The 21,481-nt window shown below is 46.3% G+C and carries 33 protein-coding genes; 1 reads left to right on the top strand and 32 read right to left on the bottom strand.

What is annotated here, in order from left to right; all coding sequences use genetic code 11:
* The 25 genes from DK924_RS04520 to DK924_RS04405 form a co-directional block, all read right to left on the bottom strand.
* Positions 1 to 363, bottom strand: a complete 363-nt coding sequence (locus DK924_RS04520; RefSeq protein ID WP_109874444.1) for a hypothetical protein — start codon at positions 361 to 363, stop codon at positions 1 to 3.
* A complete protein-coding gene (locus DK924_RS04515; RefSeq protein ID WP_109874443.1) occupies positions 360 to 3,935 on the bottom strand; it encodes a tape measure protein in 3,576 nt (1,191 codons plus the stop codon). The genes DK924_RS04520 and DK924_RS04515 overlap by 4 nt, the downstream gene beginning before the upstream one ends.
* Before the next feature lie 80 nt (positions 3,936 to 4,015).
* Positions 4,016 to 4,768, bottom strand: coding sequence for a hypothetical protein (locus tag DK924_RS04510; protein ID WP_109874442.1), 753 nt, complete (start codon positions 4,766 to 4,768; stop codon positions 4,016 to 4,018).
* Between the two features lies 1 nt (position 4,769).
* Positions 4,770 to 5,189 carry a hypothetical protein gene (locus DK924_RS04505; protein ID WP_109874441.1) on the bottom strand — a complete coding sequence of 140 codons (420 nt, stop codon included), beginning with the start codon at positions 5,187 to 5,189 and terminating at the stop codon, positions 4,770 to 4,772.
* Positions 5,189 to 5,617, bottom strand: coding sequence for a gp436 family protein (locus DK924_RS04500; RefSeq protein WP_109874440.1), 429 nt, complete (start codon positions 5,615 to 5,617; stop codon positions 5,189 to 5,191). Before DK924_RS04500 ends, DK924_RS04505 begins: the two co-directional genes overlap by 1 nt.
* Positions 5,618 to 6,100 carry an HI1506-related protein gene (locus tag DK924_RS04495; protein WP_109874439.1) on the bottom strand — a complete coding sequence of 161 codons (483 nt, stop codon included), beginning with the start codon at positions 6,098 to 6,100 and terminating at the stop codon, positions 5,618 to 5,620. It abuts the gene before it with no gap.
* Positions 6,101 to 6,168: 68 nt separating this feature from the next.
* Positions 6,169 to 7,077, bottom strand: coding sequence for a Mu-like prophage major head subunit gpT family protein (locus DK924_RS04490; RefSeq protein WP_109874438.1), 909 nt, complete (start codon positions 7,075 to 7,077; stop codon positions 6,169 to 6,171).
* Positions 7,077 to 8,255, bottom strand: a complete 1,179-nt coding sequence (locus tag DK924_RS04485; protein ID WP_109874437.1) for a phage protease — start codon at positions 8,253 to 8,255, stop codon at positions 7,077 to 7,079. Before DK924_RS04485 ends, DK924_RS04490 begins: the two co-directional genes overlap by 1 nt.
* 99 nt (positions 8,256 to 8,354) lie before the next feature.
* Positions 8,355 to 8,612, bottom strand: coding sequence for a hypothetical protein (locus DK924_RS04480; protein WP_109874436.1), 258 nt, complete (start codon positions 8,610 to 8,612; stop codon positions 8,355 to 8,357).
* A 5-nt stretch (positions 8,613 to 8,617) separates the two neighbouring features.
* Positions 8,618 to 8,914, bottom strand: a complete 297-nt coding sequence (locus DK924_RS04475) for a hypothetical protein (RefSeq protein ID WP_109874435.1) — start codon at positions 8,912 to 8,914, stop codon at positions 8,618 to 8,620.
* Entirely contained in the window at positions 8,911 to 9,507 is a 597-nt protein-coding gene (locus tag DK924_RS04470; RefSeq protein ID WP_109874434.1) for a hypothetical protein, read from the bottom strand. The genes DK924_RS04475 and DK924_RS04470 overlap by 4 nt, the downstream gene beginning before the upstream one ends.
* 137 nt (positions 9,508 to 9,644) lie before the next feature.
* Positions 9,645 to 10,100, bottom strand: coding sequence for a phage virion morphogenesis protein (locus tag DK924_RS04465; protein WP_109874433.1), 456 nt, complete (start codon positions 10,098 to 10,100; stop codon positions 9,645 to 9,647).
* Complete coding sequence (locus DK924_RS04460) at positions 10,100 to 10,294, bottom strand: hypothetical protein (protein ID WP_109874432.1); 195 nt, start codon at positions 10,292 to 10,294, stop codon at positions 10,100 to 10,102. Before DK924_RS04460 ends, DK924_RS04465 begins: the two co-directional genes overlap by 1 nt.
* Positions 10,291 to 11,772, bottom strand: a complete 1,482-nt coding sequence (locus DK924_RS04455) for a phage minor head protein (protein WP_109874431.1) — start codon at positions 11,770 to 11,772, stop codon at positions 10,291 to 10,293. Before DK924_RS04455 ends, DK924_RS04460 begins: the two co-directional genes overlap by 4 nt.
* Entirely contained in the window at positions 11,773 to 13,326 is a 1,554-nt protein-coding gene (locus tag DK924_RS04450; protein WP_109874430.1) for a DUF935 domain-containing protein, read from the bottom strand.
* On the bottom strand, positions 13,323 to 13,478 hold the full coding sequence (locus DK924_RS18720; RefSeq protein ID WP_171039625.1) for a hypothetical protein: 156 nt from the start codon (positions 13,476 to 13,478) through the stop codon (positions 13,323 to 13,325). Before DK924_RS18720 ends, DK924_RS04450 begins: the two co-directional genes overlap by 4 nt.
* Complete coding sequence (locus DK924_RS04445) at positions 13,478 to 15,082, bottom strand: terminase large subunit domain-containing protein (protein ID WP_109874429.1); 1,605 nt, start codon at positions 15,080 to 15,082, stop codon at positions 13,478 to 13,480. The genes DK924_RS18720 and DK924_RS04445 overlap by 1 nt, the downstream gene beginning before the upstream one ends.
* Positions 15,075 to 15,671, bottom strand: a complete 597-nt coding sequence (locus DK924_RS04440) for a DUF3486 family protein (protein WP_008172289.1) — start codon at positions 15,669 to 15,671, stop codon at positions 15,075 to 15,077. Before DK924_RS04440 ends, DK924_RS04445 begins: the two co-directional genes overlap by 8 nt.
* Before the next feature lie 2 nt (positions 15,672 to 15,673).
* The gene (locus tag DK924_RS04435; protein ID WP_024606090.1) at positions 15,674 to 15,973 is read right to left on the bottom strand and encodes a hypothetical protein; all 300 of its coding nucleotides are present in this window, start codon (positions 15,971 to 15,973) and stop codon (positions 15,674 to 15,676) included.
* Positions 15,974 to 15,984: 11 nt separating this feature from the next.
* Positions 15,985 to 16,197, bottom strand: coding sequence for a hypothetical protein (locus DK924_RS04430; protein WP_109874428.1), 213 nt, complete (start codon positions 16,195 to 16,197; stop codon positions 15,985 to 15,987).
* Positions 16,184 to 16,510, bottom strand: a complete 327-nt coding sequence (locus tag DK924_RS04425; protein WP_109874427.1) for a DUF2730 family protein — start codon at positions 16,508 to 16,510, stop codon at positions 16,184 to 16,186. The genes DK924_RS04430 and DK924_RS04425 overlap by 14 nt, the downstream gene beginning before the upstream one ends.
* 1 nt (position 16,511) lies before the next feature.
* A complete protein-coding gene (locus DK924_RS04420) occupies positions 16,512 to 16,733 on the bottom strand; it encodes a TraR/DksA C4-type zinc finger protein (protein WP_109874426.1) in 222 nt (73 codons plus the stop codon).
* Positions 16,730 to 17,176, bottom strand: coding sequence for a 3TM-type holin (locus tag DK924_RS04415; protein WP_109874425.1), 447 nt, complete (start codon positions 17,174 to 17,176; stop codon positions 16,730 to 16,732). Before DK924_RS04415 ends, DK924_RS04420 begins: the two co-directional genes overlap by 4 nt.
* Positions 17,166 to 17,429 (bottom strand): hypothetical protein, encoded by a 264-nt coding sequence (locus DK924_RS04410; RefSeq protein WP_109874424.1) that lies wholly within the window; start codon positions 17,427 to 17,429, stop codon positions 17,166 to 17,168. Before DK924_RS04410 ends, DK924_RS04415 begins: the two co-directional genes overlap by 11 nt.
* The gene (locus tag DK924_RS04405; protein ID WP_109874423.1) at positions 17,429 to 18,028 is read right to left on the bottom strand and encodes a glycoside hydrolase family 108 protein; all 600 of its coding nucleotides are present in this window, start codon (positions 18,026 to 18,028) and stop codon (positions 17,429 to 17,431) included. Before DK924_RS04405 ends, DK924_RS04410 begins: the two co-directional genes overlap by 1 nt.
* 166 nt (positions 18,029 to 18,194) lie before the next feature.
* Between DK924_RS04405 and DK924_RS04400 the strand changes: the two genes are divergently transcribed.
* Positions 18,195 to 18,608 (top strand): DUF4124 domain-containing protein, encoded by a 414-nt coding sequence (locus tag DK924_RS04400; RefSeq protein ID WP_109874422.1) that lies wholly within the window; start codon positions 18,195 to 18,197, stop codon positions 18,606 to 18,608.
* A gap of 46 nt (positions 18,609 to 18,654) precedes the next feature.
* Here DK924_RS04400 and DK924_RS04395 read toward each other — a convergent pair whose 3' ends face one another.
* From DK924_RS04395 to DK924_RS04365, 7 genes are all read right to left on the bottom strand, one after another.
* Positions 18,655 to 18,888 (bottom strand): hypothetical protein, encoded by a 234-nt coding sequence (locus DK924_RS04395; RefSeq protein WP_146199365.1) that lies wholly within the window; start codon positions 18,886 to 18,888, stop codon positions 18,655 to 18,657.
* A gap of 158 nt (positions 18,889 to 19,046) precedes the next feature.
* Positions 19,047 to 19,400 carry a hypothetical protein gene (locus tag DK924_RS04390; protein WP_109874420.1) on the bottom strand — a complete coding sequence of 118 codons (354 nt, stop codon included), beginning with the start codon at positions 19,398 to 19,400 and terminating at the stop codon, positions 19,047 to 19,049.
* On the bottom strand, positions 19,400 to 19,816 hold the full coding sequence (locus DK924_RS04385) for a Mor transcription activator family protein (RefSeq protein WP_109874419.1): 417 nt from the start codon (positions 19,814 to 19,816) through the stop codon (positions 19,400 to 19,402). The genes DK924_RS04390 and DK924_RS04385 overlap by 1 nt, the downstream gene beginning before the upstream one ends.
* On the bottom strand, positions 19,813 to 20,157 hold the full coding sequence (locus DK924_RS04380) for a hypothetical protein (RefSeq protein WP_109874418.1): 345 nt from the start codon (positions 20,155 to 20,157) through the stop codon (positions 19,813 to 19,815). Before DK924_RS04380 ends, DK924_RS04385 begins: the two co-directional genes overlap by 4 nt.
* On the bottom strand, positions 20,154 to 20,651 hold the full coding sequence (locus DK924_RS04375; protein ID WP_109874417.1) for a hypothetical protein: 498 nt from the start codon (positions 20,649 to 20,651) through the stop codon (positions 20,154 to 20,156). The genes DK924_RS04380 and DK924_RS04375 overlap by 4 nt, the downstream gene beginning before the upstream one ends.
* The gene (locus DK924_RS04370) at positions 20,623 to 21,234 is read right to left on the bottom strand and encodes a gp16 family protein (protein WP_109874416.1); all 612 of its coding nucleotides are present in this window, start codon (positions 21,232 to 21,234) and stop codon (positions 20,623 to 20,625) included. The genes DK924_RS04375 and DK924_RS04370 overlap by 29 nt, the downstream gene beginning before the upstream one ends.
* Positions 21,227 to 21,406 (bottom strand): hypothetical protein, encoded by a 180-nt coding sequence (locus DK924_RS04365; protein ID WP_109874415.1) that lies wholly within the window; start codon positions 21,404 to 21,406, stop codon positions 21,227 to 21,229. The genes DK924_RS04370 and DK924_RS04365 overlap by 8 nt, the downstream gene beginning before the upstream one ends.
* Between the last annotated feature and the right edge of the window lie 75 nt (positions 21,407 to 21,481).

The following is a 21,481-nucleotide window of genomic DNA, read 5'->3' as shown; positions in this document are numbered from 1 at the left end:
TTAAACGGTTTTTAAACGTAGGTTTACGTTTTGGTAATGGGTTGGTGCTGCGTCTGAAAAGTAGGTATGTGGCGTGGCTTCTACTGCTTTTTGGGTGTGGTCCCAAACAACATTAAATACCGTGCCGCGTATAGTTATTTCAAAGACATCAAGCGTGGTTTTTGCATGCTCAAGTAATGGATTAACTACGCTTGCCTGTTCAAAATCGCTGTATAAATTAATTGGGCGGCCTAGTGGTATAAGGGTTTTTTCTATGTGCTGCGCGCCGTTTAATGCGCGCTCTGCTTGCTCGGAAACCGGTATATAGTCGATTTCATCAAGCCATGTGAAGTTATCTAATTGCTGTGCGTTAATAATAATCATTGGGTGTTACTCAACTGTTCTAGGCGTTGTAAAAACTGCTCTTCAAAATCGGCTAAAATACTGGCTGTTTGCCCACCTGGTAAAGCAAGCTCTAAGCGTACAGTTTTAGCGTTACTCGTACTTGGTTGCTGCTTTTTAAGTAGCGCAACAAGCTGGTTAATAGCGTTAGTAAGGCTGTTTAACTGAGTGTTAGAGGCGCTGTAACTAGGCGCATTATTGCTCGCTGGCGAATAGCTTGGAGTGCTGCTGTACGTAGGTGGTACATATTGCTGCACCGCTTTTTGAGCTGTTTGTTGCGCTTTTAGCGCGTTTCGCTGTGCGTTAATGGCTGCATTTAATGTGCTTTTTTGCTCACGTGTTAAATACGTAAGCTGCTTATTAATTTTATTGTATAAATCGCTAAGGGCGGCGCTGGTGCTGGCGTTATCTATTTGGCTGCTAAATTTACCAAACTGGCTATTAGAAAAACCCTCATTAGCACGTTTCGCTTTTTCGTCACGTATGGCCTTGGTGTCTAGGTCGTATGCGCCTGTGCCGTTTTTTTCTTGGTAGTCTACAACATCGCTTACACTGGCTCGCTGTGCTGAGTTATAACGCCCTACACTGGTAGCGGCTGTGCTTGCTGAACGTGATACACGGTCTAACTCGTCGCGCTGCTCACGTAGGCTTTTAGTTGCAAACTCGTTGGCTTTTACTTGGTCGTTAGTGGCTTGCGTGGCAGCACGGGTAGATGCTGTGGCCGCATCTTGAGCGCCTTTAAAATCGCCCAATAAGTTATTTACAACGGCTAATACATCGCCCAAACGCTCTTTTTGATAATTGTATTCTTGGGCTGTTAACGTACCTGCTGAGTAACGATCGTTTAAGCGGGCTAGTTCATCTGTTAGCCGGCTGTGCTCTCTTTGTAATTGTCCTAGGCTTGCCAGTTCTAACTGCTGCACACGGTTTAAGTCGGTCGTTTGGTCGGTTAAACGTTGTTGCTGAATAGTAAGCGCGGCTTGGGCTTGGGCTTTTTGTTCTGCGGTGGCCGTGCTGCTCGCCATTACTTGCTGATTAGTAATAATTGCCGCACGGGTTTGATCAAGCTCACGGGCAAAGCGATTAACCGCGTCGCTGTTTGTGTCAGTAACAGGCTTAAGAGCATTTGCTTTTTCAATGAGCTTATCTAGCTCTTTAGTTAGGCCCAATGCAGCTGCTGCGGCTTGAATGCTCGCGGGTATGGTTTTATCTGTTGCATCTGCGGCAGCTATAGCAGCCTCTGCCCATTTTAAATATGCCTGGCGTTGTATGCCTAACGGCTGCTCGGATTGCTGCATTAGCTCGTAAGCAGCGCGCAGCTTATTAGCTGTATCGTCTAGGGCTTTGGTTGAGGTTAAACCAAGCTCTTTGTAGGCTTTTTCAACATCGCCAGCAAATACCTTTTGGCGCTCAAGCATTGCGCCGTGCTCTTCGAATTTAATTTGTAGGGCATCTAAAATAGCCAACTGGCCTTGGTACTGCTCACCCGCGCCTTGTATTGCCACACGGGCAGATTCAATACTTTGAATAAAGCCATCAACCCCAACGGTTACACCATCCATGGCTGTTGCTTGTTGCTCTAATGACGCAATGGTTTTAAGGGCTTCGGGTAGCGATAAGCTTAAAAACGCCTGGCGCTGCTTTTCAGCTTCTAGGGTTTTAGCGGTGGCCTCGGCTAGCTTTTGTTGCTGGTACTCAACATTTATGTACTGCTGTTTTGCCTCATCCCAAATAAGTGTGCCGGCTTCTATTAGCGCGTCTAACTCGGTCATGTTGGTAATAACTAAACCGGTAGAATTAGATAAATACTTTAGCTCATCAGCAAGTAACTGGGCTTGTTGGGCTGATTGCTGCTTAGATTTGCGCAGCGCTTCTTCTGCTACTAGTAAGTCTTTGTATAGTAAACCTACGTCTATTAACTCGGTAATTAACCAGGTGTATAAGCCGGCTTTGCCCACGGCTTTTAAGGCCATGCCCCACTTACCCGCTGCAATGCCTGCGGCATTGGTGGCTACGGTGGTTGCGCCTATGGCTGCTTGGTAGGTTCTTAGCGATGCAATGGCCGTAGTAGCGCCGCTGATCACACTACTAAAATAGGTGCCTACTTTAAGGGCTAACCACACTTTGGCTACGGTGGCTATTTCTTCGCGGTATTCGTACATGGTAGTAACGGTGTTTTGTATTGCTTTACCCGTGCTTACAATGGCGTCACTAATTTGCTGCGCCCATTCTTTTAAACGGCCATCTTTCGCCATGGCTGCAAATTCGGTATTAAGGGCGGTTATTTGCCCTTTTAACCACTCCATAGCGCCACTTTGCGCTATAAGGTTATAAAACTGATCCATGTTGTCTTTAGCGTTAGATACCTGCCCGCTAAATAACGCCATTTGCGCAGCTGCTGAGCCAACGCTACTACGCCCCATTTCATCAATTAAGCCTTTAATTACATCACGGCCTAACTTACCCGCACTAGATAATTGCTGTAATTCTTGTACGTTTTTGCCGGTTGTTTTTTGCAGTAAATCCCATACGGGTATACCGCGCTCAACCAGCTGTAGTATTTCCTCGCCTTGTAATTTTTGTTTTGCCCATGCTTGGCCTAATGCAAGGCTAACGCCCTCAACCTCTTGGAACCCACCGCCTAGCTTTAATGCTTGGTCGGTAATAGACTGCAAGGTGCCATCCATTGGATCAAGGCCAAAGGCTTTAAGTTTTACAAACGCCTGGCTTACCTGATCAAGTTGCAAAGGGGTGCTTTTTGTAAAGTCCTTTACCCAGGCGGTGGCTTTATCACCTGCGGCAATGCTGCCCATAAGTCCCTGCATTTGTACGCCTAGCTTTTCAAACTTATCACCGGTGCTAAATACTTGGCTTACTGCTTGGGCTACCCGATCAAGCCCCACATACGCGGCGGCCAACGCGGTAACTTTGCCTATTACACCGTCTAGGCTTTGTGCTTGGGCGCGTTGCGCTGTAGTGCCTTGGCGCAGCTCATTGCTAAACTTATCGACTGAGCGGCCTGTTTTATCAAACTGAGCTGCTAAATCGCGCTTTGCGGCACGTAAGTTATTGGTGTTTACGTCTGACTTTTTAAGGGCATTTTGTAGTGCGGTGTGCTTACTTGTTTGCTGGGTAAGCTCGGTGCGCATTTGTGTTAGGTCTTTTTCTGCGGCGTCGAGTGAGCGCGCAAGTTGCACAAATGGCTTATCGGTGTTTTTGGCTTCGGTTTGTAATTGTTCTAATGCGCGTGCAGCTGCTGCGGTGGCAATTTCTTGTTGTTCTAATTTTTGCTTTGACTGCTCAAACGCACGTATTAGATCAGCTTGGTTAGCTAATCCGTCTAATTCGTTGGCAAGTTTACCCGCTGTTTGGCTGGTTTGTTTTGCACTTGTATCGGTTTGGTTTAACGACTCACTGAGCTTATCAGCGGCAGGATTAGCAGCATCGGCGCTTTGCTCAATATTTTTAAGCTCTGTTACCAGTTGCTCAATATTTTGCTTGCCTGTGGCTTCGGCAACTATGCGTAGGGCTAATTCGAGGGTTTTATCTGCCATGGTGTTAACTCAGTTTAAACAAGGTTTAAATGGGGATAAAGGGGCAAACAATGCCCCTTTATAAATACGCTTAATAGGGCTTATGAAGCGTCTAGCTCGTCAATGTAGTACGGCTCATTTTTGTTTGCTACCAGCTTAGCTGTGCCCTCAAGCGCAGCGGTTACAAACTCACTGCTTGCTAAGTCAAGCTCAGAGGTTGGCATCATTGAGGTGTCGTAAATTTCAAAGTTAACTTGCTTACCATTGGCTAGGTTTGTGCCCTCGCCAAAAATACGTAAGCGCGTTTGGCTTACTGTTGCACCGTTAATGCGTTTACCAGTGCGGGCGTTGTAAGAACCGGTGATAGTAATACTGCCACCAGCGTCTAATGCACCGCCTTTAATGGCGCGAATCATGCCTAGGGCAAAGTTAAACTCGTAATCAACACCCGCAACTAAGGTTTCGGTGGCTTGCTTTACTACTACGTCGTTTGTAAAGTTTTGCCCTGGTACTGAAACCCACGATTGGTTAGCAGGCATAGTTACGGCTTCGTCGGTTAATGTTCCGGCTGCGTCGTTAATTGCGGCCACATCGCCCATAAGCGCAAGTGCGATCATTTCGGCTGGCTGGTCGTCAAACTCCCATGTAATAACGGTTGGCTTGCCTATTTTTACGTCATCAAGTGATTGGCCCTTAGTGGCTTTTTTATTTGATGTACGTACAACCGAATCGGCTTCGGCTTTAATGCCTAGCTTAGTGGTGTTGATTGGGCCAAAGATTTGGCCGGTGCTTATGCCTTGCTCATTTAAGCGGTCTACAAAAATGTTGCCCGCTAGTAAAATACCGTCGCTCATATTAAAGCGCTCCTTTAAGTCTCATTTGACAAGTAAAAGCCAGCGGGTAATACGCATGGCCTTTGGTGAATTGGGGTTTAGCTGGGGTGTTTACTCTAAGCCATGGCCCCGTGCCGTTAAGCACTTTGCCCGCCATAGCGCGAATAATGTTAGTTATGTGCTCACCTGCGTTTGTGTCTTGCTTACGTACTACCAGTACAACAATCCATGTTTGGGTTAGCTGCATTAAATGGCCGGCGTTTTTACTCTCTGGTAAGTTATCGCCATAGTACATAAGGTGAATGCTGGGGGTTGTTTGGACGTCTTCTTTTACGTTGGCTAGCTCGTCGCTTAGGTAAACACGCTTAATGCCTGGTACTTGTTCAAGCGCCTGTTTAAGTGGGTTTTGAGCGGCAAAATAGTCGGTAGTAATTTCAAACATTAAATAAACCCCTTTGACTTTTCACGTGAAAACACAGTCCCTGAGCTTTGTATGGTGGCGGTGTCTTGCACTTTTGCGTCTTCGCCTAGTGCGTTAACCCCAATGCTTAGTTCTCCTTTAGACACTGAGGTTAAAAACTTTACTGCTTCCTTGTAACGGGTTTCTATGTGCTCTGGGGTGTCGTTTGTGCCTAATTTATAACGGGCAATATCACAACAAAATTGCTCAAGTAGGTTAGGCACCGTTACAAGCGGCAATTCATAACGCCCAGCTAAATAGCCGTTAATCATGTCGCTTGCATCTGTAATGGCCTGCTCAATAACTGCGGTATTAATTACATCAGCGGGGGCGTCGTCGCGTTCACTTAAATAAATAAGCTCGCGCTCACCAAAGCGCTTTTGCATTGCGGCTATTGTTGCGTAGGCCATTTACTCGCCCTCGCCTGCTTTGGCTGCTTCTTGTAGCCATTGCCATGCTAAATCACGAGTAAGCGCAGGCACTTTAACTTTAACTACCTCACCCTCGGTTTCGGCTGGTGCCTCATAGCCAACCTGAGCACAACTAGGTTGCTCTGCAAACTGTGCATCAATCATTAATGCAATAACGGGTTGTAGCTCAATCGGCGCTTGGGTGTAATCAACTTGAGCGTAGAGTTTAGGGGCATCTAAATTTGCACCCAAGTTATCTGCGTCCAGCTGTGGGTTCTGCGCAGTACTCGCATCGAGCGGTACAGCTTGCACCGATAAGCGTGGATCATTTTCAATTGCTTCAAGCTGCTTTTGAGTAAGCTGCTCTGCGGGTAATGTTTGCTTTCCGCTGGTGAGACTAATGCCGCCACGACGGTAGCCCGTAGGCTGCGTGCAATGGACAATGATAGCCGCAAGGGCAGTAAGCTTAAGGTTTTTAGCCATTTCATTATTACTCCTGGTTTAAAGCGTGGGGCTTTAAAGCCCCGTGCTTAATAGGGTTTTATGGGTGGTTAAAGGTAGTCAGCTACTAATAGCTCTACGCGGCCTTTAAGTTCGTTTGAGCTGTTTGATTCCATTTCACGCTCTAACATGCGGGTGGCTTGCTTTTCCATGCTGGCAGGAACAACTAACATGGTTGGCTTAATACCCAACTTACGGCCACCGTCGGCTTTAAAGCTGCGCATTTTTTCGATGCTGTCCCATAAGTTATCTGGCGTTAATGCACGTTTGTTAGCAAAGGCAAGTTGCCAAAAACCAAAGCCTGCTGCATCACGGCAATCAACGCCGTAACGGTATTCTTTGCGAGTGAATACGGCTTCGTCGTCCATTTTTGTCATAGCAAGTAAGTTAGGCTTTTTACGCTCTTGGAAAATAAGCGGCTTAAGGGCTTTTGAAGTATCGAGCACGTACCAGGCTTCGCCCTCGTAGGCTACATCTTCGGCCATATTGGCAGTAGACACCGCTACACCTGTACCGTCGGCTTTTGGATAAACCGGATGATCAACATCAAAATAGTTTTGCCCGTCGTAGCACAAGGTTGTAAAACCAGCTGCCAACAATGGGAAAATCATTTCGTCTGGGTGAATGGCCGCCGCGTTACCCATTTCTTTAAAAATAGGTGAGTACACGCCTAGGTTGTCGTCTTCAATATCGTTGCGGTCTACGCCTACCGTTGACTCGTAATCGTCGTTGGTAATGGTGTACGCCTGCGATTTCATACTTTGAATATTACGATCGCCAATCCATTTAGCCAGGCTTGGGAACTTACCCAACCAGCCATAGGTATTACTGGCCGATGTAGATTTAATTACACTGGCAATTTTATTAAATTGCGGTGCTGCTTCTGATTTACCTTGTTCAAACTCAGATTTAAACGCGGTAAATAAAGCGTTTAAAATTGCTGGGGTCACTAAAGCCATTAGTTTTGCTCCTGTTTAGCTTTGGCATAAGCAGCATGGCTAAGACCTAATTGGTCTGCTGCATACTTGTCTTCTGCTGTGAGTGCTGCTAAGCCGTCTTTGTCTTGCTCTGGCTTAGGTGCGTGAGTGGTTTGCTGAGCCGTTAAGCTTGCAATAGGTGAACGGGCATCTAACACCGCTTTTAATGCAACAACGCCTTGCTGATTACCTAAGCTCGTTAAGTATTCAACTTCGCTGGCAATAATGCGGCCATCTTGTTTAGCCTTGCTAATTTCCTGCTCAACCGTTTGGGTGTCGCTGGTGCTTTTAAGGGCAACCATTTCAGTGTGCAATGCGTTGTAGGTTTCAACCGGCACGTACTTCGCTAAATTAACCTCAGAATCTGGGCTATTGGCTTTAAGTGCGGCAACGGCATCATTAGCGTTACTTAGCTGGGTAGTGAGCGAGTCGGCTTCGTCGGCCTTGGCCTTTAAAGCAGTGAGTGCTGTTGTTGCTTGGGTGTAGTCTGCATCGGTGATTTTGTCACCATCCACAGTTATACCTAGCAAGCTCAGCAATTTTTGAGCTGCATTCATGGGTGTATCTCCATTGTTAACATGGGTTTTAGAAGTCTTTAAAACAGCAACTTTGTCCATACCGTCTACCGCTGGGTCGTTGGTAAGGGCAAAATGGCGTAATTTGGTTGGGCGGCCTGTTTGTTTGTCGTAATGAAAAACAGGGCTTATAAAGCGGTATTCGTCGTTTTTTAGGTGTGCGCGTGCGCTAGGTGTCCAGCGTACATTAAGGGCATAAAGTCCCTCGCCTGGCACATACTCTAAATCGCTTGGGTTAAACCAACCACTTGCTGGCGCTGGCTTGCCATTTTCTTCGGCGTGTAGGGTTTGGTGCTCGTAGTCAAAGTGGTAGTCGTTGGTGCGGGTGCTAGCTGTGCTTTTAAGTAACTCAAATGCAGCTTGGTCTAGTAACCAGGCATTAGCAGGTACGTCGAATGGGCGGCCATCGTGTGATTTAAAATAGCCGTCTGGCATTACCATTACGCGCTCGCTGATACCTTGCTCGTTTATTTCGCTGGCAAAGCGGCACGCAGCAAAGCCTAAATCAGCCGGCTGGTTTGCTGATAAAACAGCGAGTCCTATTGTAGTTTCTAGTAAGCTTTGTTTGGTAAATGGTTTTTTCATGGCTGAGCACAGTTTGAATAATCTGTGCTCAGTATGGATTTAGAATTGAATTGGTTGGCCGTGCGGTGTTTCGGGAATTTACAGTGGGGTTAAGGCAGGTTAAAACCCTTGTATAATCACCTCTGTGGTGGATGCTGATATTAACTCAAACTCGGTTATATCGCCAACCTCTAGTTTATTTTGACCGGTTAACTCGCCTAAATCTACTTGATTGGTTGCTCCTTTAATTTTGTATTTAACGCTGGCCGCTGGGCCTGCAACAATAATTGAGTAGTTATCGCAGGTTTGTGCGCCTAAATCGTTTTGGTTAATAACAGTGGGTGCAGCGGTTACTGCAAATACATGGCTAAATAGCATGGTTGTTACTCCTTGGTTAGTTGTTCGGGTGGTGCAAAGTGGTTCATAATTTGTTTGGTTTGTTCAAGCGAGCAAACGAACGGGCCTAACTCGTTAGCGTTCATAGCGTTTATGGTTTGCTCTGTTGTTAGTTCTTTAAATTCAGCGGTTGGGTATTGCTCTTTAAGTAGTGGGTAATCTGCGTTTGTGAATACTAAAACGCGATAGCCACCGACTAACGGCGCATCAGGCCGACGCTCGCTTAATGACTCAGCCCAGCCCATTGCTGTTACAAATGCGTAAAGTTGGTATAAGTTGCTCATGGCTTTCTCCAAACTGCTTCTGTGTAGTTAGGCATAAATGCGTTAATGTTGCCGACTGTGGCGAGTTGGGTCGCGCCTTGAGCTTTGTTTGTCAGGGGAATTTCGTTAACAACAACTCCGTTTGAGTCTCTAACTCTAAACATCTTAATTGTCCCGCTACTAGTTCTTGTGTAGTTAAATCTAGCGGCTAGTATACCTACCTTTGTTAACCCACCACTGGCAATACATTTAATTGTGTGAAATGCATTATCGTACGGTAGTACGCTTGCACTTACGCCGTCCACAAGCACGTCAGATATATAACCGCTTGAACCTGTTTGTATAAACTCCCGCGATGCAAAGAATAGCGCCGTGTCCGAGCTGTTCTCACTAGTAAGCACGTACTCAATGGCTGATTGATTTTCGCTATCGTACATTAAATCCAATTCTATAGAGCCGCCGTCAGGCACTGGTATCTCTTCTGTCAGCTGCCAATACTGCATAGCCCCATCTAACTGCGCTACCCATTGCTCAGCATCGGCTGCCTCGTTTGCTGTATAACTTAATGCACTTCTTATGGCGGTGGTGAGTGCATTGGTAAGTGCTGGGCGCATTGGCTACCCTCCTGTTAACGTACAACCCTGTTTAAACACTGTTTAAAATTGATTTTAAGGCTGCGTATTTAATTTTGCCTGTGAGATTGCAAGTTCGCTTTTATATGCGCTTAAAATGGCTTACAGGCGTTTATGGTTTAATTAATTAAGAACTCGCTGAGTATCTCAATCACTTCTTTTTCGTCGTCATCCGATAACCCTAAAAATGGCCGTGCGGGTATGGCGGCTAAACGGGGTGGCATATCGCTTGTGCCACCAAATTGATGAATAGCGCCGTACTCCATGTTTGTACCAAACTCTAGTGATTCGTCCCCGATGTTATAAGCGAGCGTGTCGCGTAGTATGTCGTTTAGCCTGAGTATTTTATCTTTGTTCTTTTTTTTGCTTTTGGCATAGTCGGGGCTAAGTGCTTGCCATGGGGTGCCGTCGGGGCTGCGCTGCTCGTCAAAGTGATCGCGATGGGTGAGCATTAAGTGCTCGCCCACATTGCCCAATGCGGGCGCTAGGTTATTGGCATTTTTAATAAGCTGGGTGAGCACGTCGCTTACAGCTTGTGCGCCTTGGGTGCTTATTTGTATTTTAGCGCCTGCCATTACACTAGCCCCTCTTCAAAAGCTTGCATGTGTGTTTGCTGGTCTAGCCCTGCGATTAGTGCGGGGAGTAGGTCTGCTATTTGCTTGGCATTTATGCCTTTAGCTTGCTGCTCTAGTTTTGCAAACTCGCGACACGTTTGTATGGTGTACGGGGTTTGCTTTAGTAGCTGCTGTGCTTGCTGTAGTAATGTCATCGTCTTTTTTCCTGTGATTTGGCGGCATCTTTTACTAGTTGGTCTATCCAGCTTACAAGCTCTGGTTGCCATTTTTTAAGCTCTTTACGAGCCAGTGCCCAGGCGGTAAATGCCTCGGCAAATTCTTCGTATTTATTGGCTGCTCCGTAATAAGTTACGGGTAAGGCGTTTTTTAAAAATGCCGGTGCGCCTGCATAGTAATGCACTTGGTGCCCTAGTTCGTGTAGCCATGTGGCTACCACTGCATGCGCTTCGTTTTTATCTAGTGCGTTAAGTGTATCTGATATTGTGTGATCGCGTTTTAAGGTTTGCCCATTGTGCTTAAAACTGTATTTACCTGCGTTGTTAGCGGCAAGCCTTACGGTAAGCGCTGCGGTGTCTTGCACGGCTTGCATGTCTACTTTAGCTAGGTTTTGGCTGGCTTTTACTTTTACTACTACGTGCTCAAACCCCACTGAGGTAAACCCGCCTACTCGCTTAGGGCTACGGGTGGCGTATTGCATACGGGCGTAAAAGTCATCTACGCCTAAGTACTCGCCTACCTCACTGCGTATGGCTGCGTTTGCTTTAGAACCTGCGCTCATTTCGTTACTTTTTACAAACAGGGTTTTAGTTTGCTTGGCGGTTAAAAAGCTGTTTAAGCCGTTAAGTACTTCGCTATCGAGCTGGGCTAGTAGTGGGTCGAGCTTTAGCGCAGTAACGTTTTTAGCGGTGCTGTAAGCCGATGGCACAATGCGGGTTGCTTGGTAATCTGCTACGCGCTTTGTAAGCGGTGGTTTGTCGGCCACTTGCTTTTTAGCCTGGCTTGTTAACTGCGCTGTATTTTTGGGGGTGTAATCAAAGCCCGGATCAATACCGCGTGGTAGCTCAAACTCTTCGCCTGTTTTTTTGTTTGTCCAGGTGTAGTTACCCTCGTCGGGTGCAGTGCCTACAGTTAGGCCACGGCGTTTAAGCTCACGTTCGCTTAGGCTAAACTTTTTACATTTACAGCCCCAGCCGTTTTGTGGGCTGTGGGTATCCCACCATGGATGATCAACCGGTAACACTAGGTTATTCCATTTTAAATGCAGTACGCGCGGGGTTTCACTATCGCCGTGTTTGTATAGTGCATAAGGGCGGCTTGATTTTAGCGCTTGTATTTGCCCCTCGCGCCCTGCGTTGTAGGCTTGGCGTATATTGGTTTCGTATATTAACTGGCTGCGCCATGCAGGTTCCCCGTTATGCTCCCAGCCGTAACGCGATTTAATGTTATTAAATTCGTTTTGAAACCAGCCCAGGCTTTTACCCTCGCTTATTGCTTTATCGACTGATGTATAAAAGTCGTTAAGCATGTCGGCTTTGGTTACACCTGCCACCATAAACGCGCGGTTATGGGCGTTTTGCCAAACATCATCCCAACTAGCGCTTGGGGTATTTAGCTTTTGCCTAAAAAAGCGTATGGCATCATCAAACGGTAATGAGCCGTATCTAACAGCCATTTAACGCCCCTCATCCACTTCTAGTGCGCCTAGTAATTCGCTGGCTGCCATGGCCTTTGCCATTAGCTCGCTAAAGCCCTCAGTGCTTATTTGTGGCTCTAGTTCTAGTATGCCGTCGCGTATTTCTTCTAGGCTGCTGGCGTTTTTAACCAACTCGGTTACGGCATCGCTCATGCTGTTTAAGTGAGTTTGTGCTTGTGCGGCCAGCTGATCAGCTACTAGGTCGGCGTTATCTTTTTGCGGTGTATTTTTAAGTGCAGCAAACCCCTTAAGTGCGGCGCTTGGCTCTGTTGGTGCAAGGCTTAAAATTGCCTCGCCCTTTTCTGGGAGTGGTATTTGGGTTTTTTCACTTACCCAGCTAACCGGTACTGGGTAGTTGGCTTCGGTGAGTATTTTAAGCGCGGGTGCGAGTACGGCTATGTCGTCGGCTTCGCTGGTGTCGAATTTAAAGCGTGGGATACGGCGTGCGCCTGAGTAGCTTTTAGAGTTAAGCGCGTGCATTGGGTAAATAATATCGCGCGTTATGGTGTTGGCTACTTGCTTTAAATCGCTCTCAGTTATGTCGTCTAGCACGTCCATATGAATGCTGCCGAGTGCGTTTGTGCTGGTTTTGCCATCGGCTTGGCTGGTGAGCGTTGCCCCTAATACGGCTTTGCTTTGGGTGGTTTCACACCACTTGATCATGGCTTCAAATGGGTCGGCTTGGCCGTTGGCTGCATTTTGAAAGTCGATTTCCATGCCTTTAGGAATAATCCCGCCTGCGTTATGGCCGATGCTAAGCACGGCACGTAACAGGGTGGCTTTTTCGTCTTCGCTGGCACCATTAGGGTATTTACCCAGGCGTAGCGGTAGGCCGTAAATTTCTAAAAATTCGGCTAAGTCGCGTATTGAATAGTTTTTAAATAAGTACGGCCATGCCACGGTTGAGGTTAACCCAGTGCGGTGAATATAACCCGACTTACTACGGTGAACGTGGGCACACCAACCAAACGGGTTTAGCGCTTGGCCTGTGTAGCTGTTGTCACGCAGCATAAGCTGATTGCGGTTGTCTGGGTGGGTTTGAAATAGATTTTGGTCGCGAAATTCGTAACCGGTAATAATATGCTCGCCGTTATCAAACGCCCAGTTAAGCTCGTTACATGAAAACGATTTTAGTATGGCATCGCTGCAATCAAATAGCAGGTCGTCTAGCCAGGTGGCATCTTCTAGTATTTCTTGAATTGCTGCGGCGTCTTTTTCTTCTTGCTCTGTTGCGTTGCGCGGCGGTTCTACTGACCAATCGTATTTAAGCCAGCCTCTGCGGCGTTTGGTAAGTTCGCTAAATAGGTGGCCGTCTTTGTCTTCCATGTCTTTTGCTAGGTCGGCCATGGCCGATAAGTTACCTGCATCGGCATCTTTTAATAATTGAGACAACTTTGCAGGGGTAAGCGCTTCGCTTGGGTGCTCAGCATATTGGCGCATTAGCATGCCAATGCGGCTATCTTGCTGGGTTTGGGCTTGCTTAAAATCGGTTGAATTTAGCGGGTTGCCGTGAATGTCTACTATTTGGTTCATGCGGTTACTCTTATGATGGGCTTAACGCTTAGCACGTATACGTCTAGCGTTTTACTGTGTTGGTGGGCCTTGGCTAAATTGGCGGCGGTTATATCAAGCTGCTCTGCTTTGGCTGTAAACAGTGCTTGGTAGCTAATTCTAAAACGTGGCATTACCAGGCTGCCTTACGAACACTTGCAAGGTCGTCGCTGTGGTCGGGCCGTAGGCTGTTAGCGGCTTGCTGGGCTTTACTAGGCAGTGGTGTGTATTCTATGGCGCTGCCGTCCATTTCGGCTGCACGGATTAGCATGGCGATTGATACGGCGCTATCGCCGTGGCGTTTGTTGCCATCGGTGCCGGTGTTTTTACCTTTATCTACCTGTGCAATACCGTTTTTAAGTTTAATTTGGCCTAGGTCGTCTAGTACGTCTTGGTCTTTGGGTAGCGTTATGTTGTTAGTTTCAAAATAGTCTTTTAGTTTTGGCATCCATTCGCGATACCAGGCTTGTGATAAATGCACGCTATCGACTAGCTCGGTGCCGTATTTAAGGCTTGCTGCTTCGGCTAAGAAACCACCGTTACCTGTGGCGTCAAACGCTAGGCCGCGTAGTTTTGGTATGCGGTCACAAATATAGAGCATGATTTGCTTTTGCTGCTCGTAGGTGACGTTGCGCAGCTCGACCATAAAGGGCACGGTTAGGCTGGTGTCTTGGTTTATTTCACCAATACTGAATACGGTTAAATCGCCTTTGCGGGCAAAATCTTCACCAAAGGCATGGGTTAGATCAGGATTTAACCCACTGAGTAAATCATCAATATTTTTTTCAAGCCATGTGGCTACGTCTTTTACGCGCTGGTCTTCTGTCCAGCTTTCAAAGTCGGTGGGGGCTTCGTAGCGTATTACTTTGCAGTCGTTGCTTAGAGCACGTTCACGCAGGCGGCGGCTTAGGTATTGGCCTGCGCCTTGGCTTGGTACGCAGTAAAGCTCCTCGTTAGCGGCATCCTGTGTGGGGTAAAAATCGACTTGATTAGCTAGCCATTCGTCTTCTTTAGCTTGCGTCCACGTTTGCCCACTTACCAAACAAATGCGCTTGTAAAGCCCATGTTTAAGCGCTTTATCAATAGGGATATGATGCACGGAATACTTTTTAGTGCCGCGCCTAGCTTGGGTAATTAGGGTGTTAAATAGGTTATCTACGCCGTTATGGGTTGAAATAATACGTACTCGCCCGCCCCACATAGTTAAGGCCATAGCGGCTTTTAGTACTTCGTCTAACTTGTCGTGAAATGCGGCTTCATCTATTACTACGTTGCCTTGCCGTCCACGCAAGTTACGTGGGTTTGAACTTAGCGCAACTATTTTTTTACCGGTATTTGGGAATTTAATTTCAAAGGTGTTGATTGAGCGCTTGGTGCCGTCTGGGTCTTTTTCTTCAAATATGCCCTCTTCCACTTCGCCCATTACCATGTTGAGCTTTTGCGCCCAAAATGCACAGGCGTCTATAAACTCCTTTGCCATTTCTTTGTCTGAGCCAAGGTAATAGGTGTTCTGGCCGTTGGCGGTTGCTGCTGCGCTTAGTACGTCGTCGAGTGCTTCGGCAAAGGTTAACCCAGTACGGCGTGACTTTTCGGCAATTTTTACTATTGCTTTGTCTTCCATCCATGCTTTTTGATAGCCAAAAAGTATGTCGGTGCCCATGGCAACCGCTAACGAACCTGACACTTTACTAAGCGGTAGCTCGTTGGTTTGGGTAACGCTTTGCGCGGTGCTAGTCATGCTTTAGCCCTAATATATCGCGTTTGAAAAATGCCAGCATGTCGTCTGCGGTTTGCGGTAAGTTTTCGTTTTTAACCTTTTGGTCTAGGTCTTTGGCGAGCTTTTGCGCGTAGGCTTTTTCGATTTCTTGCTGGCGTTTGTGTGCGGCCATAGCGGTTTGCTCTAGGCGCTGAGCTGCTAGCATGGCGTCTTTTATGGTGTCGATGTCTACCGCTGCGTCTTCGTCGGGGTTCATCATTTGTTGCTGCATAGCGCGGAACAACTGAGAGCGGCCCATTTCTAAAATAAGCTTGGTGGTATCGCCTGTGGGCTTTTCGCCCAGCTCTGCGGTAAGTGCTTTGGTTGACTCGCGCAGGTCGCGTAGCTTTTGCCCTATGGCTTCGGTTTTTTGCGCATGGCGGCTTAGGCCACTGCGGCTAATGGTTGCGCCCTCGTCTAAGCCTGATTCAATAATAAGGCTGTTTACGGCGTCGAGTATTTCGCCCTGGCTAAAGCGTTTATCGCGTAGCATTGAGTCGAGCTGCTTTTTAATGTCTTCGGGCAGTAAATCAACTTTGCTGGGCTGGCCTCTGCGGATTGACTCGCTCATAGTTAACCTCGTGGCCCAGGACGTTTAATGCCAGGTACTACACTTATGCCCTCAGCTACGTCGATACCTGATTGCGTAATACGGGCTACCCATGTGTTTTCTGTGAGTTTATCGAGTGTTATATAGCCGTTTTGCTCTAACCAATTGAGTAAGGTTTTAAGCTGATCGCGACTGCAACCCAGTGCATAACGCTGTAGCACATCGGCTAGCATGCTGGTGTTAGCGCCAAAATCGGCGGATTCTTTTAGCGTTATTAATATGCTAATTCGTTGGTGCTCGGCTTGAACTTGTAACATTGCCATGGTGGTTTTTCCTATGGGTGGGGCTTAAGGGCTGGCACGGCTTCTTCTACTGGTTCGCCGCATTTCATGCAGCGGAACAATGTGTAATCGGTTATGCCTTTATTAAAATCGTTGGTGGTAACAACCTGAGCGTGTATATGTTTATAACAAGCCTCGGTTTTATCTGTGCCTGTAAGTACGGTGATTTTTTCGCCGCATTGGCACTTGTCGTTAACTATCGCCATTTCGCGTGCCTCTGAGTTCGTTTTCCATTAGTAAGTCGGTTAAGCGTTTTATGTCGGTGAGCTGCGGGTTAAGGCCGTCTATTTTTACGCTTACTTCTAATAGGCGTTTGTCTAGGTCGTGTATGTCGTCGGCGTTTGGCAGGTCTTCTATTGTTTTTTCTACGGCACTTAAACGGCTTTCTAACGCTTTAGATACAACCTCATGGGTTGTTTTAGTTACAAAAGTACTGCGCAACCATGTCAGTGCGCTTGCCCCAATAATGGCAATACCTACGGTTAAAAATGCTTTCCACCATTCCAATATAAAATCCATGCTAGCGCCTATAGTGCTGTAGTTGTATTTCAATGAGTGATTGGCAATCTACACAGGTACTACAGTTTTTAACTGCGTCACGGCGTTCCTTTGGTATTTCTATGTCACACTCTTGGCAGTGCATAAACGCTGCACCGGACGTGTTTGCTTTTTCGCGCTGAATTGATAGCGCGGCATCGAGTAGGTGTTGTTCTATTTTTTGCGCGTCGTCTAATTTACTCACTGCGGTTTCCTTACTTTTTCAATGACGTTTTTAATGCCTTGCTTAACGCTTGGCGCGGCTTTTTCAACTGAGCGGCCAATGACGTAGCCACCTATGCCTAGCTGTAATAGTTCCCATGCTTGCGCTGATAAACGAAAAGCCAGCCAGCCGAATGAGTCAAAGCACACCAACACTAAGAACGTAAGCATTGTAATTGGCCGCCAGTTACGTTGAAGCCAGCTTTCACCTTTGGCCTCGGCGGTAATAATTTGCGATTGCGCCTCTAGCACTTTGCCTTGTAGCTCTACAATTTTGCCCTCTAGCTCTAGCACTTGGCTTTGGGCTGCGTTTTCAATGCGCTTAAGTTCGTTAGTAACGGCTTGGCGTTCTTCGTCGCTGGTAAAGAGATCATCAATTAAATTGGTGATTGGCTCGACCACGTTAAACCAGTTTTTAATTGCCATTAGACTCTCCAAAGCGTTTTTTAAGGGCTTCACGGGCGTTTTTGTAGCTTTGTTGGCCGTCTACTCGCAGCTGTATGTCGATGGCTCTAACTGATTGCCAGCCTTTGTTAAAGTAGCTTTGCATAGTGCCGCAGTGGCTGTGCATTGGTATTTTGCGGGGGTCGAATGGCATGTTGTGCATGCGCGCATCTACCTCTTGCTCCATGCGTTTCTCGCGGCCTTTTTGATAGGACCAATCCCAATTTTTACCCATTAGGCCACCTCGTTTAGCTGGTTTACTGCAAATTCGGTTACATGGGCTAGGCGGTTATACCAGCCCTCTAGGTTTGGTTTTTGACTTGGGTCATTTGCACAAATGCGGGCGTACTTGCGGCCACGGTTTACGCTGAGCAATACGGTTAGGCTGAGTGCTGGACGCTGTAGGATAGCGGCTAGGGTTTTTGGCCCCATGCGACCATCGGGCTTTGAGTTGACTAATCGCTGGGTTAATTGGGTCATGGCGGGTGCGCCGTGCTGTACTGCGCCATCTAGCAGCATAAAGTCAACACCTGCGGGGCTTTGCTCGCAGTGCATGGCACGCCAATAATCACGATGGTAAAGGCTTATCGCTTTAGCAAGCGTTAGGTTTTTAATATCTACCGTTGGGTATGCGCGTTGGCTTATGCCGTATTTGGTAAGGCCGCCACGGTCTGATGCTACGTTATTTAACCCGCCATCGCTGCGCAAGCCTCCCTCTAAATAGAGGATTGGTAATATGCACTGAGCAAATTTAAGCGAGTACGGGGCAAGCGCGTTTTGCACTTCGGGCACTTGTTTAAAATAATTTAAGTTGAGTGGGTTGAATACGAACATACCGAAAAGCCTTGTTGTTTTTCGGTATTGTGGGGGGTTGTGCTTAAGTGTTGGCCGTGCGGGGTTTCGGGAAAGTTTAGTTAAAAAGTAGACAGATTTAAGAAAGTTTTTTATGGTACTGCAAGTTAGCAATTTTCGCTAGTTACCATTTAAAAGGACTTAATTTATGAAATACCCTGCCTTTGTTTTTATCGCGTTGTTTTCACTTTCAAGCCATGCGGCTATTTATAAATGTGTTATTGATGATGTGCCTACCTTTAGCCAAACCCCTTGCGCACCGGATGCTAAAGAGCTGCATTTAAAAATAAGCAAAGCGCCAAGCCCTGGCGTTAGTCATTCTATTTTGCAGCAATGTACTGAGCTTGCAAAAAACAGCTATGCCTGGCGTGATCCCAATTCGTTTATTGTTGTGTCGCATGAAAAGCAATGGCGCGATGATGCAAGCGGGGCGCGATTAGTGTTAGCTATGCAAGTGAATGCTAAAAATGGTTATGGTGGGTATGGGGATTCTAAGCCATTTAATTGTTTTTTAAACCACGGTGGCACGGGTTTAAGTACTGTTCAACACTGGATTAACTAGCAATAAAAAAGCCGCGTAAAGCGGCTTTTTAGTCTTTTATTTAGTTCTAATTTAATGGTTTATATTCTACATAGTTTTTAAGCAGCTCTGCTAAATCTTTATCTCTAGTGAGCAATTGATTTGCATGTAAATTAGTGTTTTCGACAATTATGTAACCGTCATACTTAAACTCATTTCCATAGAGAATACAGGCTTTTGCTTTAAGTGTTGAAAACACATCAGATCCACAGTAAAGCTTGTTTTTATGTTTATCAGCAATTGCTTTTGATTTTTCCATCATATTAACCTTTTAATATTATACGCCTCTTTTCTCATACCACTTATAGCCACATTTATGGCATTTATATCCAATACAAGTTAAACCGCTGTATGTCTCTACTGGATAATGCTCTTCATTATCTTTATGGATAAAAATACCTTTAAAAAAGTTTAGCATGCTCATTGGCTTAGTTCCTTTATTTTTTGCTGTAGCTCGGTAATGCCTCTTAGCAGCTCATTTGGCTGGTGAATAAGCATAAACTCTAGGTCTTGTGCTTTTGTTTTTTCAAGCGCTGCGGTCGTTTTAGCTATGAGCGGTGCGCCTACCTCGTCTATGAATTTGTTTTCGTCTTGCATAACATGCAACTGTATTTGTATGTCGGTGTGCTGTTCTTGCAGTGTGCCCAGTAGTACGTAATTGTTTGGGTGCTTACCCTCTAACATATCAACTATTAGGGTATCTACGTACTCTACGGCCTCGGCGGCTACGTTGACCGCTTCGCTCATTGGGGCTTTTTTGGCTGGGTTGCTCATTAAAATAATCTCCTTTGGCGGCGCTCGGTTTCTACAATGCGTTGGTGCTGGATTATTTCAGCAATACGGCGCTCTGTTAGTTTAAATTTATTAGCAAGCTGTTCGATGTTGTTGCCTTTGTATTCTTGCCATATTTGTATATCGCGCAGGGCTGCTTTTAGGCGTTGGTCGGTGGGTATGTATACGTCGCGCCCACCAAAATAATGGCCTATTGCTAGGGTTATGGCCTCGCCTACCCCTTGCGGGTTGTCTACGCTGGCTTTGGTTAGCTGCGTTTCAATGAGTAGTGCAAGCGATTGTAGGTTGCTAGGCCAGCGTTTACGTACTTCGGCTGCGTCCTCAGTAGATAGCTTGCTTAGGCAGTCTTGCAGCTGCTCTACGCTTTCACCAAACAGCTCTGATTGTTGTTCGCTCATATACCACCTCGGTTATATCTCACTGTTAAAAATGAAAGCTCTGATGAAAATTCATCAAGCTCGCTTTTCGCTTTAATATCAGCATCAAACACTTTATTGGCATCTTTTTGCGTTAGGTTAATTGCTACTTTTTCTTGGTTTGCTAGCTCATCAAACTCTTTAATTCTTTTTTCAAATTCACCTGATTGTAAAATTTCATTAGCTTTACGCCTTACCTCAGAAATTTTTGAATACGCATTTATAAAGTCCTCTGATAACTGGGCTGCTTTTTGAGCTTTAAGCGTTAAACGCTTTTGCTCTTTTTCTAAGGCTTGCAGTACAAGCTTTTGGCCTGTTCTCATTTGTCCTCCTTATTCACTTTTGCGCCGTAGCGATTCATTTGCTCTAAATAGGCTTGGTGGTTTTGTTGCTCACTCATTTCTAAGCCCTGGCGTTTTATTTCCATACTGCGGCTACGCTGTGCGGCGGTAGGCTGCACTATTTGCTCTAGTGAGGTGGTGAGCACTTGTTTTAAGTAGTTATGATTTGCAAGCGGCTTTATGTTTGGCTGGCCTACTCGCTTTGCCATAATTGAATTAGTGGTTTGCTCCATAGCGTGGCCCAGTGCCGCTACGTTCTCGGTTAGGGCAAGTACTTCATGTGCTAGCTTTACTGCGCGTGTGGCGCTTAAGTCCTGCTTTGCTGGGCGAAACAGGGCTAAGTAACCGACCAATGCCTGGGCTGTGCGTTTGTTGATGCTGGCTACGATGCTTAATAGCTCTTTGCCTGCGTCGTCTTGCACTAGCTGATCTAGGCTTAGGTGGCTTTTACACACGGGGCAACGGGTTAATTTCATTGGTGCTGATCTCAAATATGTTGCATACGGCTTGGTATGATTTATGGGGTACGGTGCTAAGCGGTATTGGCCGTGCGTAGGTTTGGCCTGATACAAGGCAGTTAAATTCTTCATACGCTTGCATTTTGTTTGCTTTTAAATGCGCTACCATTTCGCGTTTATGCCATTTTTTAAGCGGCTCTAGCACTTGTATTGCTTGCGTGAACGTTAAAAAATGGGTGTGGTAACTGACGTTTGCCCCCACTTTTGCGCGGTTTAACATGCGGTTTACGTAGGCGTCTAGGGCGGTTTCTGAGCCATCACGCACAAAGCTTTGTTTGTGCATGGTGATCCAAATTGCGCGTATTTTGTTTATTTCGCCTAGCTGCTTTGCTGATGATTTAGGACTTAAACGGTGTTTAGCCTTGGCTTTAAACCCTGCTTTTTTAAAGTGTTCTAACACTTTATTTAGCTCGGTTAGGCTCATTTGGCTGCATGACGTTTTACCCACTGAGCCGAGTAATGCGGCGCGGTAGGTGTCGTCGTCTAGCCCTAGTTGCCCTTTAGCTATGTGAATGAGCTGTATTAGCTTTGCTTTAGTCATTTTTAAACTCTTCTAGCTGCGCGCGTAGGGCTAAGTAGCCTTGGCCTATTAGCTGGGCCTCTTGGTCTGTAAATACGCTGGTGTCTACTGCGAGCTTGTGTGAGCACTCTAAAAACTTAACTAGGGCAACAAGCTGTCTTAGCTCTAATTCTGGTTTTACGATATAGGCCATGTGACCTCCTTTTGTTGTTTGCTGTTTATCAAAGTGCTTTTTGCTTTGGTTAAAACACTTTGATAAAAAGCCGCG

Origin of the sequence: Pseudoalteromonas sp. meg-B1, from assembly GCF_003173795.1 — a bacterium.
GTDB classification, from domain to species: Bacteria; Pseudomonadota; Gammaproteobacteria; order Enterobacterales; family Alteromonadaceae; genus Pseudoalteromonas; species Pseudoalteromonas undina.
The sequence above is the reverse complement of the archived record's forward strand: the minus strand, read 5'-3'. Positions and strand labels throughout refer to the sequence as shown.

What these genes read in the sequence shown, in the direction of transcription:
- DK924_RS04520 (WP_109874444.1), bottom strand. Translation starts at nt 363, where the DNA reads ATGATTATTATTAACGCACAGCAATTAGATAACTTCACATGGCTTGAT.
- DK924_RS04515 (WP_109874443.1), bottom strand. Translation starts at nt 3,935, where the DNA reads ATGGCAGATAAAACCCTCGAATTAGCCCTACGCATAGTTGCCGAAGCC.
- DK924_RS04510 (WP_109874442.1), bottom strand. Translation starts at nt 4,768, where the DNA reads ATGAGCGACGGTATTTTACTAGCGGGCAACATTTTTGTAGACCGCTTA.
- DK924_RS04505 (WP_109874441.1), bottom strand. Translation starts at nt 5,189, where the DNA reads ATGTTTGAAATTACTACCGACTATTTTGCCGCTCAAAACCCACTTAAA.
- DK924_RS04500 (WP_109874440.1), bottom strand. Translation starts at nt 5,617, where the DNA reads ATGGCCTACGCAACAATAGCCGCAATGCAAAAGCGCTTTGGTGAGCGC.
- DK924_RS04495 (WP_109874439.1), bottom strand. Translation starts at nt 6,100, where the DNA reads ATGGCTAAAAACCTTAAGCTTACTGCCCTTGCGGCTATCATTGTCCAT.
- DK924_RS04490 (WP_109874438.1), bottom strand. Translation starts at nt 7,077, where the DNA reads ATGGCTTTAGTGACCCCAGCAATTTTAAACGCTTTATTTACCGCGTTT.
- DK924_RS04485 (WP_109874437.1), bottom strand. Translation starts at nt 8,255, where the DNA reads ATGAAAAAACCATTTACCAAACAAAGCTTACTAGAAACTACAATAGGA.
- DK924_RS04480 (WP_109874436.1), bottom strand. Translation starts at nt 8,612, where the DNA reads ATGCTATTTAGCCATGTATTTGCAGTAACCGCTGCACCCACTGTTATT.
- DK924_RS04475 (WP_109874435.1), bottom strand. Translation starts at nt 8,914, where the DNA reads ATGAGCAACTTATACCAACTTTACGCATTTGTAACAGCAATGGGCTGG.
- DK924_RS04470 (WP_109874434.1), bottom strand. Translation starts at nt 9,507, where the DNA reads ATGCGCCCAGCACTTACCAATGCACTCACCACCGCCATAAGAAGTGCA.
- DK924_RS04465 (WP_109874433.1), bottom strand. Translation starts at nt 10,100, where the DNA reads ATGGCAGGCGCTAAAATACAAATAAGCACCCAAGGCGCACAAGCTGTA.
- DK924_RS04460 (WP_109874432.1), bottom strand. Translation starts at nt 10,294, where the DNA reads ATGACATTACTACAGCAAGCACAGCAGCTACTAAAGCAAACCCCGTAC.
- DK924_RS04455 (WP_109874431.1), bottom strand. Translation starts at nt 11,772, where the DNA reads ATGGCTGTTAGATACGGCTCATTACCGTTTGATGATGCCATACGCTTT.
- DK924_RS04450 (WP_109874430.1), bottom strand. Translation starts at nt 13,326, where the DNA reads ATGAACCAAATAGTAGACATTCACGGCAACCCGCTAAATTCAACCGAT.
- DK924_RS18720 (WP_171039625.1), bottom strand. Translation starts at nt 13,478, where the DNA reads ATGCCACGTTTTAGAATTAGCTACCAAGCACTGTTTACAGCCAAAGCA.
- DK924_RS04445 (WP_109874429.1), bottom strand. Translation starts at nt 15,082, where the DNA reads ATGACTAGCACCGCGCAAAGCGTTACCCAAACCAACGAGCTACCGCTT.
- DK924_RS04440 (WP_008172289.1), bottom strand. Translation starts at nt 15,671, where the DNA reads ATGAGCGAGTCAATCCGCAGAGGCCAGCCCAGCAAAGTTGATTTACTG.
- DK924_RS04435 (WP_024606090.1), bottom strand. Translation starts at nt 15,973, where the DNA reads ATGGCAATGTTACAAGTTCAAGCCGAGCACCAACGAATTAGCATATTA.
- DK924_RS04430 (WP_109874428.1), bottom strand. Translation starts at nt 16,197, where the DNA reads ATGGCGATAGTTAACGACAAGTGCCAATGCGGCGAAAAAATCACCGTA.
- DK924_RS04425 (WP_109874427.1), bottom strand. Translation starts at nt 16,510, where the DNA reads ATGGATTTTATATTGGAATGGTGGAAAGCATTTTTAACCGTAGGTATT.
- DK924_RS04415 (WP_109874425.1), bottom strand. Translation starts at nt 17,176, where the DNA reads ATGGCAATTAAAAACTGGTTTAACGTGGTCGAGCCAATCACCAATTTA.
- DK924_RS04410 (WP_109874424.1), bottom strand. Translation starts at nt 17,429, where the DNA reads ATGGGTAAAAATTGGGATTGGTCCTATCAAAAAGGCCGCGAGAAACGC.
- DK924_RS04405 (WP_109874423.1), bottom strand. Translation starts at nt 18,028, where the DNA reads ATGTTCGTATTCAACCCACTCAACTTAAATTATTTTAAACAAGTGCCC.
- DK924_RS04400 (WP_109874422.1), top strand. Translation starts at nt 18,195, where the DNA reads ATGAAATACCCTGCCTTTGTTTTTATCGCGTTGTTTTCACTTTCAAGC.
- DK924_RS04395 (WP_146199365.1), bottom strand. Translation starts at nt 18,888, where the DNA reads ATGATGGAAAAATCAAAAGCAATTGCTGATAAACATAAAAACAAGCTT.
- DK924_RS04390 (WP_109874420.1), bottom strand. Translation starts at nt 19,400, where the DNA reads ATGAGCAACCCAGCCAAAAAAGCCCCAATGAGCGAAGCGGTCAACGTA.
- DK924_RS04385 (WP_109874419.1), bottom strand. Translation starts at nt 19,816, where the DNA reads ATGAGCGAACAACAATCAGAGCTGTTTGGTGAAAGCGTAGAGCAGCTG.
- DK924_RS04380 (WP_109874418.1), bottom strand. Translation starts at nt 20,157, where the DNA reads ATGAGAACAGGCCAAAAGCTTGTACTGCAAGCCTTAGAAAAAGAGCAA.
- DK924_RS04375 (WP_109874417.1), bottom strand. Translation starts at nt 20,651, where the DNA reads ATGAAATTAACCCGTTGCCCCGTGTGTAAAAGCCACCTAAGCCTAGAT.
- DK924_RS04370 (WP_109874416.1), bottom strand. Translation starts at nt 21,234, where the DNA reads ATGACTAAAGCAAAGCTAATACAGCTCATTCACATAGCTAAAGGGCAA.
- DK924_RS04365 (WP_109874415.1), bottom strand. Translation starts at nt 21,406, where the DNA reads ATGGCCTATATCGTAAAACCAGAATTAGAGCTAAGACAGCTTGTTGCC.